This is a genomic window from Synechococcus sp. CS-1333 (genome assembly GCF_025128015.1).
Classification (GTDB): Bacteria; Cyanobacteriota; Cyanobacteriia; order PCC-6307; family Cyanobiaceae; genus MW101C3.
The window spans coordinates 13990-26692 of record NZ_JAHLYO010000028.1 but is presented as its reverse complement, the minus strand read 5'-3'; the positions used below and the strand labels follow the sequence as shown (position 1 = coordinate 26692).

Annotated in this window: 9 protein-coding genes and 1 pseudogene; 6 read left to right on the top strand and 4 right to left on the bottom strand. The window is 57.5% G+C overall.

Going from position 1 to position 12703, the window contains the following annotated elements; genetic code table 11:
- Positions 1-34: 34 nt before the first annotated feature.
- The 4 genes from KQ303_RS11050 to KQ303_RS11035 form a co-directional block, all read right to left on the bottom strand.
- Positions 35-1315: a lipopolysaccharide biosynthesis protein gene (locus tag KQ303_RS11050; RefSeq protein WP_259730329.1), complete on the bottom strand. Its 1281-nt coding sequence runs from the start codon at positions 1313-1315 to the stop codon at positions 35-37.
- Positions 1316-1479: 164 nt separating this feature from the next.
- Entirely contained in the window at positions 1480-2616 is a 1137-nt protein-coding gene (locus KQ303_RS11045; RefSeq protein ID WP_259730328.1) for an O-antigen ligase domain-containing protein, read from the bottom strand.
- A 208-nt stretch (positions 2617-2824) separates the two neighbouring features.
- Complete coding sequence (locus tag KQ303_RS11040; protein ID WP_259730327.1) at positions 2825-4294, bottom strand: hypothetical protein; 1470 nt, start codon at positions 4292-4294, stop codon at positions 2825-2827.
- Between the two features lie 48 nt (positions 4295-4342).
- The gene (locus KQ303_RS11035) at positions 4343-5386 is read right to left on the bottom strand and encodes a polysaccharide biosynthesis/export family protein (RefSeq protein ID WP_259730326.1); all 1044 of its coding nucleotides are present in this window, start codon (positions 5384-5386) and stop codon (positions 4343-4345) included.
- 666 nt (positions 5387-6052) lie between these two features.
- Between KQ303_RS11035 and KQ303_RS11030 the strand changes: the two genes are divergently transcribed.
- From KQ303_RS11030 to KQ303_RS11005, 6 genes and pseudogenes are all read left to right on the top strand, one after another.
- Positions 6053-6943: a glycosyltransferase family 8 protein gene (locus KQ303_RS11030; RefSeq protein ID WP_259730325.1), complete on the top strand. Its 891-nt coding sequence runs from the start codon at positions 6053-6055 to the stop codon at positions 6941-6943.
- 300 nt (positions 6944-7243) lie between these two features.
- Positions 7244-8305, top strand: coding sequence for a polysaccharide pyruvyl transferase family protein (locus KQ303_RS11025; RefSeq protein ID WP_259730324.1), 1062 nt, complete (start codon positions 7244-7246; stop codon positions 8303-8305).
- A gap of 59 nt (positions 8306-8364) precedes the next feature.
- A complete protein-coding gene (locus KQ303_RS11020) occupies positions 8365-8964 on the top strand; it encodes a heme NO-binding domain-containing protein (RefSeq protein WP_259730323.1) in 600 nt (199 codons plus the stop codon).
- A 16-nt stretch (positions 8965-8980) separates the two neighbouring features.
- Positions 8981-9421, top strand: a pseudogene (locus KQ303_RS14795) (hypothetical protein); the annotation flags it as partial.
- A gap of 165 nt (positions 9422-9586) precedes the next feature.
- Positions 9587-11515, top strand: a complete 1929-nt coding sequence (locus KQ303_RS11010) for an ATP-binding protein (RefSeq protein ID WP_259730321.1) — start codon at positions 9587-9589, stop codon at positions 11513-11515.
- 5 nt (positions 11516-11520) lie between these two features.
- On the top strand, positions 11521-12693 hold the full coding sequence (locus KQ303_RS11005) for a PP2C family protein-serine/threonine phosphatase (RefSeq protein ID WP_259730320.1): 1173 nt from the start codon (positions 11521-11523) through the stop codon (positions 12691-12693).
- Positions 12694-12703: the final 10 nt, after the last annotated feature.

The following is a 12703-nucleotide window of genomic DNA, read 5'->3' as shown; positions in this document are numbered from 1 at the left end:
GAAAGGGCTGGGGCCTCAGGCATGCGACGGTGCGTCAAAGGCAGGCCGGCTGGGCCACCTGAATCCTTCGAAGCAGCCGTTGCCCCATCATCAGGTAGATCGGCTGAAGCGTGAGATGGGCCGCTGCCACGGACACGGCCACACCCAGGGATCCCCAGGAGGTGCCGATCAGGATGGCGACGGTAAGGGCCACCGTGAAGGCCAGGTTCCAGAGCAGATCCACCTGGGGGAGGCCTACGGCGCGGAACAGCATCGAGGAGGCATTGGCGAAGGGTCGGGACAGGGCCGACAGGCAGATCAGCATCAAGATCGGCACGGCACCCTCCGTCACCCACTTCTGACCAAAAACGATCGGTACATAGAGAGGGGCCAGGCTGCATTGCAACGCCACAACGGGCACGATCACCTTGGTGATGGTGAGCAAGTTCTTGCTGAAGCGCTGCTTGAGTTCGGCAGGTTGCCCTCTGACGTCACAGAAGTCGGAGTAGATGGAGACGGACAGGGCATTGATCACACTCAGGCTCAGACCCAATCCAGCGTTGAAGGCGAAGTAGTACACCCCAAGTGCTTTGACACCGATGAAGCTACCGATCAAAAGATAATCAACATTCTCGCGGAACGTGTTGAGCATCTCCACACCCAGGATGCGACTGCCGAATCCCAGCACGGATTTCCAACGTTTCAGCGTGAACGTCATGACGGGCCGCCAGGGTTCAAACCGCAGCATCATCGCGACCCAGACCGGAGCCACCAGCAGCTTGGGCAGTACGATCGCCCACATGCCCATCCCAAAAAGCGCAAAGATCCCGGTCAGCAGATTGTCGGTGACGACCGCCGTGAGATTGGTCAAGCTGTAGAACTTGAGCCTGTTTTGCCTGCGTACCAAGGCCGTCTGGACCATGGCGAGTGGGTAGATCAGATAGCTGAAACTCACCACAATGATTGGCAGGATCAGTGCGTTGTCGCTATAAACGCGGGCAAAGATAAACGAACCAATGATCTGCACGACAAAGAGGCTAAAGCCGATCAGCCAGTTCAGACTCCATGCCGTCTGGCAAATCTCTTGGACATCCTCCGCATCGGCCTGCACGATCTTGTCCCCGATGCCGTTGCGTGTGAAAACCTTGACAAGCTCGCCGGACGTCAACACGATGGCCGCCAGCCCATAGTCCCTGGGGCTCAGCAGCCTGGCCAACAAAACTGTGGCCACGAGTCGCGAGACGCGAATCCCCACCTCCCCCACCCCCATCCAGCCGATGTTGCGGATGAATCGATCCTTCGGGATGAAACTCTTCAGCTGGCTGAACAGACGCATCAAAGGTCTACCCCACGGTGGAGACTCGAGTGGCAAAGCAGTTGCCGCAAGTTTTGTCCCCACAGGCAGAGCGGTCGAGACCTCGACCACACTGGCCATGCTGTTGCCTTCAGAATGCTCGTCATGGCATCAAGGTGTCTCACGGCTGGCGGATTGGGTGTGAATCACGGTACGGGAAGTATCTCTGGCTGGAGCGGGCCTTTGTTCTCCTGTAGAGCCATTCCCATGATAAGCATTCCAGGCCAAAAGAGGTAGACTAGAATTTCTAGATTCTCGCCGAATGTATACATAAACAAGAGAATGATGATTCCCAGCCCGGCTGAGCCAAGTTGATAGCGGGGACTGGCAGCACGGCGCAATAGATCAAGCGCTGTAACCAACATGGGAACAGCCAGAGCGACGAAGCCAACAATACCCTTCACAAAAAGCACTCCGGCCCAGGTGTGATGGGAGCCAATGGCCATGTACTCAACCAGATGGGGGCCGCCCTCTACAACACCATGCCCCCAAATTGGAGCCTCTGTCTCCCAGCGATGGAAGGCGATGCGCTTTAAGGCAAAGCGAACGCGCGTAGAGCCAGCCCGAGCACCTTTGAAACCTTCCCAGTAGTCGCTGATGGCGGTAAGAATAGACGTAGCAAAGATGCCTCCAAGATAGGAAACAACCCCAAGAGAAATCAGCATGAATGGTTGACGCAGCCTTGATACCACTGCCGTAACGGCTGGAATCAGGATGATGCAGAGCTGGGCAAGACGCGACTTGCAGACGAAGCACATGAGGATCGAGCCAATGATGCCCAGAACCTTCCATTTCCGATCTTTTTCCAGCAGACAGATCATGAAGTTGATATTGCCGACAAACCCAAGAGCAGGCCCCCATGGAGCGAAGAGCCGCCAGCGAAGGTCACCGGTGCTACCGTCAATCTCGTAGAGTGGAACATCAAAGAATTCATTTCCTGGACCACCGACGGCTCTCAATGGCGAGACATAGAGCACTTCTGGCAGGCCCAGATGCGGGGTTAGCAGAAGGAGCGGCATGATGAGGAGCGTATGAAAGCCCACGATGCAAATGGCACGTGTGGGAATGCTGCTCCGAATCGGCAGAGCTCCTGCTAACGGATAGAGCGCTAGGGCGGCCCACCCTTTGGCCCAACCAATCGTGGACTTGATGATAGCTCCAGTCCCGAGGTTGAAGTTCACATGTCCTGCAATCAATGCAACTTCCATGATGATCATGCCGATGATCCAAAGCCAGATCACGGGTGATATGGAAATTTCTTCATTTTCCTCTGGGTGATCCATTCGGGCCAGTATCTTGATCAGTAGGCAACCCAGAAGTAGCCAGCAGAGAACAGACCCCACAACGTAAAGGCCACCGAATAACCAGATAGGATAGGTGCAAATAATCGACCACCAGACCAAACGCTCTGGCCAATTTCTTGGCTGAAGATCATCCTCAGACTGGAATGCCCTTGAAAGAAGCGTTTTAAGTCCCAATGAAGACCCCTTGTTATGTAGAAATCCAATTGGCGACCCGTTTGATCCAGGGCTTGCGGATCCATAGGATCCAAAGACCTACAGTCGTCAGGATGGAACCAAATGCTGAGCCAGCAAGCACCAACGTTCGCTTTGGTGACGTAGCTGTTTCTGGCAAGGATGGCTCCACAGCTATTTGAATCAGTGGGAATGCTGCAAAGATATTGGCCTGGCCAAGATCCAGTTTGGCCAATGTGGATGCAAAGACAGCTTCTGCTATCTGTTCATTCCGCTTAAGGTTCTCCAAAGAAGACTGTTTCTGGGACATCAACCTGAGGCGCCCCTCCAAGGAGCTGATCTGTTGATCAAGCTTGCGAACCTGTGAGGCTGCACCTGAAGCATCTGACTGGTAGTTCACCAGGTTCTGGAAGAGTGAATCGCGGCCAGAACTGGCACCAGTCAACGCCAGCCTGGTGAGAGTCTGGGCCGATGGAGGGCGACCGAGCAACTCTTTGGCACGCTGATTCATTGCCTGTCTGGCGGCCTCTTGCCGCTTGATCTCTTTGAGAATACGAGGATTATTACGGCCGAATTTAGACAGTTGGACTTTGAGTATAGACGTTGCTTCGCTGTAGTCCTTCACATTCTGCTGGAAGATCTGATCAACCTGCAACTTGAACGCATCTGATGCCTCTGAAGGAGACAGCCCCAGGCTACGACTCAACTTCTGTAATCGACTCTCAGCCTGCGATTGCTGAGCAGCAAGCTCGGCTCTCTGTTTGCGTAGCTGTTCAATGTTAGCCGACAGGATTTCAACCTGTTCTATGGAAGTGAGGCCAGACTTGCGCTTGTATGCAGAAACTTGTTGTTGAGCAGTTTCAAGCTTCTGCTGCGTTTCCAGCAGAATCTCCTGTGCTGGACCTTGCCGTTGTTCGATCTCGCTGACACGCAGCTCATTGAGACGCTCTACCATGGCGTCATGCAAGGCATAGGCGCGCTTGCGGGCATCTATAGGAGATGGACCGGTGGTATCAATCTGCATCAACGTTGTATTATCAATGTTCTTAATGCGAGGTTTGGCGAAATCCGCTTTAGGGATATTGGCAATCTTGGCAGCCCGCGCGATGACTTGCTCGCTACCGAAGATGTATTCATAATTTGCACGAGGATCAAATGTAGCCAAGCCAAGGGATTCGTTTGATGCCGTGGCTTGACCAATCTCAGGCAGGCTTAAATTCACAGCGTTGGCGCTTCCAGGCAGAACCAAAGCCCAAGAGCTTGTATAGACAGGCTTCGCAAGTGCAAGATAAAGGATACTGGTGCCCCATATCAATCCATTCGTACAAGTGGATACGAATAGATAGCGACTCCAACGAAGCTTGTCGGTTCGACTCAGTTTTTTCCACCATCCCTTTGGATCAGGTGCCTTCAACCCAGGAATATTTCGAAACTGTTCGGCAAACAGTCGCGCCGCCTTTCCCAAGGGTTCTTGCACGGCCTGCACCTTAGGCCTGAGACGTCCGATGATCGGCGGAGAGTCTTTCACTAGATTCTACGGAATACTGCGATCATAAATCAAAACGGATGGATTCAGAAACTGAGTAAAGATGCTAAGAACAGCCTGGAAGTTGGTCATCTTCGAATCATAACAGGCAACTCCATCGTCTGCCATGAGATAGGGGTTGTTGGCGTTGTCTGTAGACGCGCGAAGAAGATCTTCTACTCCCCTCTCGTAGACGGTCGTCTTCCCCGAGGCCCTTTCTGTTCTCACCAGGATGGCTCGGCGTCGCGCATTGGTGACCATGGTTCCACCAGCACAGTTGGCCGAGACAACCGCATGGGACAAGCGAGATCCATAGGGAAAGTTCCTAGCCTGAGAGCCAATGCCAGCAACAGAGTTTCCAGCCGCAGGAACAGTAAGATTTGAGATGTTAATCTCAACTTCAGCGGGCGTAATCTGAGAAGGGCGAACGATTAGTGGATTAACGGTACCAGTGTCCGGAACAATGACTTGATCACCGGCAATGAGTGGAATGTCGTTAAAAGGTTCTCCCGTGAAAGCCCCGGACATGTCAATCACTTGCCTTTTTGAACCTCGTTTCACCTGTATCGCGGCGACATCGGCCGTGGGAGTAATGCCTCCTGCACGACGGAGTGCCGTTGTGAGCATACGATTGAGTGGAGCTTGCCCAGAAAGTTGAACAGGAGTCTGTGTCTGTTCAACGTCACTCAACTCGTTGATTAGTAACCGCCCAGGCTGAAAAGCAGATCCAATGACAAAGACCGGTACAGGTGCCCATTGGATGACACTCAGACTGACCCTGAGAAAAGATGGCTGGAAAAAGCCTTGTTGCACCAGGGCCTGATAGACACGCTTCTGAAGCTGTTCCGGCTCAAGACCCACAGCGTAGATTCCCTTGGAAAAGGGAATTTCAAGCTCTCCGTTCAGATTGATTTCAAAGATGCCACTGAATTCTTCCCCTTCAGGGATTGTCACCTTGACACGATCTCCTGGGGAGATCGGTAATGCCAAGGACGATCCTGCAGTGCCAACAAAGCAAGCGAGTCCAAGAAGCCAAAATAGAAGTTTCGACATCTGTGTCGATCTGGGGGAGTTCGCTTTTTGGCTTGCTCAGGCAATCTTAGCGTATCCGTAGACAGCGGGCTACCGGCTTTCAGCCTGGGCGAGACTGACGAATGATCACTCAATCGCCTGATGATTCCCGTCACCTGGAGGCAGGTCCGGTGCAACGTGTGTCTTTAATGCCCCTTGCTTGCCTATCCATCTTCGGCTATGTCGGTGTATCGCTCTGTTCCCGATCACCGAGGTTAGCCCTGCGCAGTCGATCAGTGGGTGCCGGCTAATCTGTTGAGCTACTGCAAGGCTCTTCCAAATGGTCGCTGCCGGCGCGGCGTGCTGTCTCCGCCAGTGTTGCGACTACTTGTCGCGAGGCTGAGGCTCGTGAGAACCGGTCGTCCCCCAGGAACCGGTACAGCCTGGGGCCTTGGCGCCGTCCTGGTCCACCAGGCCTTGTCAAGGAGCGCCGCCATGCCCCCACCGGTGAGCTGCGCACCACCTCAGACGTCGTTCCTACTGGTAGGGGGCCTGCTGGAGCATGCAGGCGGGAACTGGATCCATGACCCTCACTGCCGTTGGGATGCTCACGGCTGCTGGGGCATTGGAGCTGGGGAGAAGGCCACCCTGCCAAGTCTCCATCACAATACTGAGCTAAATTCGTGTGGCAAGGTCCCTGAAGGTACGATGGTTAACATTGTAATCGTGGCAACGGCTAACTATCTTTGGGGGGCAGCGGTCACCGTTCGTTCCGCTTTGGAAGCCTGTAGCACAACCCTAAATGTCTACGCCATTTGCGTCGATCTCTCACAGGACGATAAGCAGCAACTTTCCAATTCCTGGCAAGCTTCCAACCTCGGCACAATTAGCTTTATTGATTTCAATCTTGAGCGGGTCAATAGCTTCCGCAGCACTCTGCTTGTCAAGAGCAAATCTCCTTATGCGCGCTTCTTTATACCCGAGTATTTGGGGGGTGTATCTCGCTGCATCTATTTAGATACGGACTTAATCGTTTGCTCGGATCTAACTGAACTGCAGCTTCTGGATCTGCATGGCAAATCCAGTGCTTGTGTTATTGATGGTGGCATAGACACTCCACAGCAGCAGCAGCGACTTCGCGAAAAGCTGAAACTAGATAATCCTCGCCAGTACTTTAATTCAGGAGTGATTGTGATGGATCTGGATGCATGGAGGCATCATGAGATCCAATCGAAGGCTCTAGCGGTTGCACAGGAAAACCATGATTTGCTTGACCAAATGGATCAAGATGCTCTGAATATCGTCTTGGCAGGCGATTGGTTGGTGCTCGATCCGAAATGGAATACTTCCAAAGGCAGGGCTGAAGCTGGTTTTTCAGATGGCATTATTCATTTCTTAGGCAAAGTCAAGCCCTGGCACGCAGATTATGCCGCAAACTTTCAAGATCGATGGTTTGCACTGCTGGATCGAACCGCCTTTGCCGGTCAGCGTCCTGTTCAACTACTCGGTATAGCAGCCGCCTATCGCAAGTTTATCCGTACTGTTCCTACCTTGGAGATGGTGAAAGGTAAACTGCGGCGACTCATTCGGTCTACTTGAATCTATCATTGCCGCCAGGATAGAAGTGTTCTGCGCTGATGGCCTGGCTCACGCTGCCTGCCAGACCCGCTAAGTCGAGCAGCAGCCTGGGCATAGGGATCTGGACAAGCCATCTGATTGGTCGGCAGGTCTGGCTCAGGTCGTTGCAAAAGCCACCCGACCCACCCCGTGGTTACCTTCTGGCCTTAACTGATAGGATAAGAGCGAGGGGCTTGCTCCTGGTTCACTCTGGATACATGCGTAACGAGTTAGTCGTTTCTGCGCCGTTTCCATCACTGTTCTCCGCTTCTGCCCTCTCCCGTGCGCATTGGCCTGATCAACGCCTACAGCACCCTGAATCTGGGGGATGCAGCGATCTACAGCGCCTTTCGTCAGTTGCTGCCTGATGTGGAGCTGGTGGGCTGCGTTCAGGATGAACGGCCCGATGCCACCCTTGGGGTCACGTTCTTGTCCGAACGGCCCAGGAATTGCGACGCTTACGTGAGCGTGGGGGGGGACATCTTCAACAATTCCCGTGAATGGTTTGTCACCAAAGCCTTCCTCAAGAACCTGGCTGAACTGAGGCACAGTCCGAACCGCACCATCCTGTTCGGCCAGTCGATCCCTCGCTCCTGCCACGGCCTCAGCTTTCTCCTGTTGCAGCGCTATTTAAAGCGCCTGGCGGCTGTCTGTGTGCGGGATGCCGAAAGTCACCAGCGCCTCTGCGCCGCAGGGGTTCAAGCACGGTTGTCCTACGACATTGCCTTTGTGCTGGAGAGCTCCCCCCTGGCGGAGGCCACGGCGCGGCAATGCCTGGAGCGGCTAGGGATTGATCCATCCCAGGCAGCCGTGCTGTCTGTGCGTGGTTTCGACAGCATGTACGGTCACGACAATGAGGCCTTCGTTTCCAGAATGGCCCAGCTCAGCGTTGAACTCACCGGGGCCGGACTCAGGCCCGTCATTTTGATCCAATCGGGCGCCTATGGCTCCGATAATGATCTCGAAGTGGCCGCCGCCATCCAGGAACGGGCCCCCGGCACCGCCATCCTCAACCCGTTCGTCGCCGATCCAGCCGTGCCGAGTTGGCAGTTGGCCATGGCCCTGTTCGCTCTGGTCGACAGCGTGATTGCCGTACGTTTTCACACGGCCGTTCTTTCGCTGGCGGCCGGGCGGGTTCCGTACCATCTCCACTATTCCAACAAGGGCAGGGACCTCTGCCGGCGACTCGATCTACCCGGCTGTGATCTGGCCAGCCTGGTTCCTTCGTCGGCGCTGGAAGCGATTCTGGCCAGCCGCGGGCGCCGGTTCGATCATCAGCACGTGCGTGAACAGGTACGCCGCGATTTCCGGTGGTGCCTCGATCAACTCCCCGATGTGATCTGACGGTCGTCGTCTGGCCCCTTGGTTCCCTGAGCTAGATTCATCTATTCGGCCGTTCAACGATGTACGGGCTTGTCAACCGGGCCATTCAGCAGATGGTCACCACGCGCCATGGTGAGGAGGTGTGGCAGCGCATCAAGGAGCGGGCCGATCTCCAGGATCTGGATTTCTTTTCCACGTACCAGGCCTATCCCGACGACGTGACCCATCGGCTGGTGGCGGCGGCCACGGAGGAACTTGGCCTCACGGGTGATCAGATCATGCAGGCGTTTGGTGAGTACTGGATCACCTACACAGCCACGGAAGGTTACGAGCAGTTGCTCGAAAGCACAGGGGACACCCTGCCAGAATTCCTGGATCATCTCGATAATCTCCACGCCCGCGCCGCCCTGGCCTTTCCTGAGCTGCAGCCTCCCTCCTTCCGTTGCGAGCACAGTGCTGACGCCTCCATGCAACTGGAGTACCGTTCAAAGCGGCGTGGCCTTGCCCCCATGGTGACCGGCCTGCTTCATGGCCTGGGCAAGCGTTTTCGTACTCCACTGGCGGTCGATCAGATCGCCTCTCGCGACAGGGGCGATGCCACGGACCTGTTCCACGTTCGCCTTTCTCCGCCTTCTGAATCTGTCGCAGGTCGGCCGGATAACGGCATGACGAGCGAGTGAAGGTTCGTCGTTTCTGATGGTGCCTTCCGTGCCGTTACCTGACCACCTTCTTGATCCACTGTTCCCTTTCCATTTCGTCGTCGACCGTGAGCTACGTATCCAGTCCGTCGGCTCTGTTCTGCGTCGCATCCTTCCTGTCCCGGAGCTGCTGGGGCAGCCCCTCGATGAGCACTTCCTGCTGCTGCGACCGGATGTCCCCATGGACTTCGCCAGTCTGAGTGACTGCACAGACCGGCACGTGATTTTCAAGTCCGCCGCGATTCCATTGCAACTGAAGGGCCAGATCTGTTGCCTTGACGAAAGGGAACAACTGTTGTTTGTTGGTACGCCCTGTTTGCTGCAACTGGAGGACCTGAAGAAACTCAGTCTGAAGATCAATGACTTTCCTTTGCATGACTCCCTGGTTGACTTTCTTTTCCTGCTGCAGGCCAGGAATGTGGCGCTCACAGAAAGCCAGAAGCTCAATGAGATTCTGATCGCGCAGCGTGGGGAGTTGCGCGAGTCGACCCAGCGCCTGTCGACGCTCAATGCGGAGCTGGAGGCGGCCAAGCAGGCCGCTGAAGCCGCCAATGCCGCCAAGGATACGTTTCTGGCCACGATGAGCCATGAGATCAGAACTCCGATGAACGCCATCATCGGCATGGCCGGTTTACTTCAGGACTCCCAGCTGGAGCCCATGGAGCGGGAGTATGTCGAGATCATCAACAGCAGCACCGATTCCCTGCTGACGATCATCAATGACATTCTCGACTTCTCGAAGATCGAATCCGGTGCCATGCAGCTGGATGAGCAGCGCTTCAACCTCCGCATCTGCATCGAAGAGGCCCTTGATCTGAGCGTGTCCCGCCTCTTGGACAAGCCGCTGGAAATGATCCTCGACATCGAGCCCGGCCTGCCCACGGCCGTCATCGGCGACCTCACCCGTCTGCGCCAGATCCTCTGGAACCTGCTGAGCAATGCGGTCAAATTCACCCCCCAGGGCGAGATCGTCGTCACGGTGTCAGCGGAGCCCCAGGCCGCTGAGGCCGGCCAACCGATCCCGTGCCAGTTCACGTTTCAGATCCGCGACACCGGCATCGGCGTGTCCGACGTGCTGATTCCCCAGTTGTTCGAGCCCTTCCGCCAGGCCGATCCCTCCACCGCCCGGCGCTACGGCGGCACGGGCCTTGGTCTGGCGATCACACGGCGCCTGTGTGAGTTGATGGGGGGCTCGATCGACCTGGCCAGCCAGGAAGGCGTCGGCAGTGTCTTCACCTTCAACGTGCTGCTGCATCTTGATCCGGCCCCCCAGGCCAGCAACAGCCCGGAGCCCCTGGTGCCCCCGGCGTCCGCCATCCTGCTGCTGGTCGGCAATCCCACCCTGCGCGCCGTGCTCCAGAAGCAGCTGGGCTGGATGGGGCTGTCGGTGATCGCCCCCGATCTCTGCCAGATCCCCATGCGGATCTCCCAGTCCCAGATCGGCGACCTCGGCCATGGAGTGGTGGTCATCGATGGGCGGCTGCTGTGCTCCGAAGGGGAGGCAACCCCGTCAGCCTTTCTGCAGGACCCCTTTCTGCAGGACCCCTTGCTTCAGGTGCGCCCCTGGATCGTCCTGGCTGACAGGTGCAAGGTGTCAGACCTGGCAGCGCTGGTCAAGACGCCGGCTGTGATGCTCTCCAAGCCTGTGCGACTCGAACAGCTCCGCCTGGCCCTGATTCAGCAAGGGCAGAGCCCTTTGGAGCGGCGGCTGGCCGGGCCGCCAACGCTGACGCCCGAATCTGCCCCCCAGGGCGGCCCCCATCGCCTCGCCGACCGGCTGCCGCTGCGGCTGCTCGTCGTCGATGACATCCCCGTGAACCGCCAGTTGGCGCTTCAGTTGCTGCAGCGGCTGGGTTACCGGGCCGAGGCCGTGGCTTCGGGCTCTGAGGCGCTCGCGGCCGTGCAGGAGACCCCCTTCGACGTGCTGTTCATGGACGTGCAGATGCCGGAGCTTGATGGTTACGCGACCACACGGGCGATCCGGTGTCTGCCGGCTCCCTTCGTGCAGCCCTGGATCATTGCCATGACCGCCCATGGCCGTCCGGAGGATCGCCAGGCCTGCCTCCAGGCCGGCATGGACGACTTTCTGGCCAAGCCGATCGTGCCTGCCCAGCTCACCTACGCCCTGGAGCACTACCAGCCCCGCGACCAACCCCAAGCGCCAACGGCTGGAGGGGCCGACCCGATCGACGCGGCCGCCTGGGAGGAATTGGAGCAAGCCATGGGAGACGGGGCTGTGGCTGTGCTCCAGGAGCTCATCGACCTCTACCTCGAGGACGCGATGCGACTCGTTTCGTCGGTGGTGATGGCCCACCAGTACCACGATCCCCCGGCGATGATCGCCGCTGCCCATTCGCTGCGCTCCCCCAGTGCCAGCCTGGGGGCCCTGCGGTTGGCCACGCTGTGCGGCCAGGTTGAGGAGTCCCTGCGCTCCGATTCGGAGCTGTGGCCCCAGGTCAGAATCGATCAGCTGCTTGTCGAGGCTGGACGGGTGACCGAAGCTCTGCGCCAGCGGCGTCCGATGGACACCTGACGCCGATGGAAGGTTGTCCCGCCCCGATTTCGATCCTGCTGGTGGATGACGACCGCATCCATTCCCGCATCCTCGAGGTCCGTCTACGCGCCCAGGGCTACCAGGTTGTTGTGGCGGATTCGGGTGACAGTGCCGTGGTGAAGGCCCGTCTCTGCCCCCCCACGGTTGTCGTCTGCGACTGGTTGATGGACGGCATGAATGGGCTGGACGTCTGCCGGGCAATCAAGGCGGAACCGGACCTGGAATCGGCCCACTTCATCCTGCTGACCTCACGCTCCCGGGTGGAAGACCGGGTGGAGGGGCTCGACTGCGGCGCCGATGATTTCCTCAGCAAGCCGGTGGATCCGGAGGAGCTGCTGGCCCGTGTCCGCTCCGGCATCCGCCTGCACCAGGCCAATGAACGGCTGAAGCTCCTGGCGAGTGAGTTGCATCAGCAGAAGTTGCGGCTGGATCAGGAGCTGGAGGAGGCGGCCAGTTATGTGCGATCCCTGCTGCCTGAGCCCATCGCTGGTGCGGTGCGGGCGGACTCCCGTTTCGAGCCCTGCCATGAACTGGGTGGTGATTCGTTTGATTTCTTCTGGCTTGATGACGACCACTTCGTCCTCTACCTCGCCGATGGCTCCGGCCATGGCCTGGCGGCGGCCTTCCCCTCGATTTCCGTCCACAACCAGCTGCGCTCCCGCTCGCTGCCCGTTGATCTGCGTGATCCGGGCGCTGTGCTGCAGACCCTGAACTCCGGGTTTCCGATGGAGCGTCACCAGGGGCGGTATCTGACGCTTTGGTATGGGGTGTATCAGCCCTCCAGCCGAACCCTGAGTTTTGCCAGCGCGGGCCATCCCCCAGCCTTTCTCTGGAGCCGCACCAGTGCATTTCCCTGCCATTGGCTCAAAGGTCAGGGCATGGCCGTGGGCCTGTTCGACGACGCGACCTATGGCACCGAGAGCCTGGAGGTGGGCGAAGGGGCCTGTCTTCTCATCTACAGCGATGGCCTCTATGAAGTGCCGAGGCCCGGTGGCTTGATGGGCACACTGCCCGACTTCATGCAACTGGTGGAGCAGTGCCAAGACGTGCTCGCTGGTGACGATGGCCTGGATCGGTTGCTGTCCCAGATCCTCCACGTCTCGGACAATGCGCCATTCACCGATGACTACTCGCTGATCCGGGCGCTGCTGTCGTGATCGTTACGGG

Bases quoted from the DNA above. Each gene is read 5' to 3' on its own strand.
- KQ303_RS11050 (WP_259730329.1), bottom strand. From the start codon at position 1,315: ATGCGTCTGTTCAGCCAGCTGAAGAGTTTCATCCCGAAGGATCGATTC.
- KQ303_RS11045 (WP_259730328.1), bottom strand. From the start codon at position 2,616: ATGGATCACCCAGAGGAAAATGAAGAAATTTCCATATCACCCGTGATC.
- KQ303_RS11035 (WP_259730326.1), bottom strand. From the start codon at position 5,386: ATGTCGAAACTTCTATTTTGGCTTCTTGGACTCGCTTGCTTTGTTGGC.
- KQ303_RS11030 (WP_259730325.1), top strand. From the start codon at position 6,053: ATGGTTAACATTGTAATCGTGGCAACGGCTAACTATCTTTGGGGGGCA.
- KQ303_RS11020 (WP_259730323.1), top strand. From the start codon at position 8,365: ATGTACGGGCTTGTCAACCGGGCCATTCAGCAGATGGTCACCACGCGC.
- KQ303_RS11010 (WP_259730321.1), top strand. From the start codon at position 9,587: ATGAACGCCATCATCGGCATGGCCGGTTTACTTCAGGACTCCCAGCTG.
- KQ303_RS11005 (WP_259730320.1), top strand. From the start codon at position 11,521: ATGGAAGGTTGTCCCGCCCCGATTTCGATCCTGCTGGTGGATGACGAC.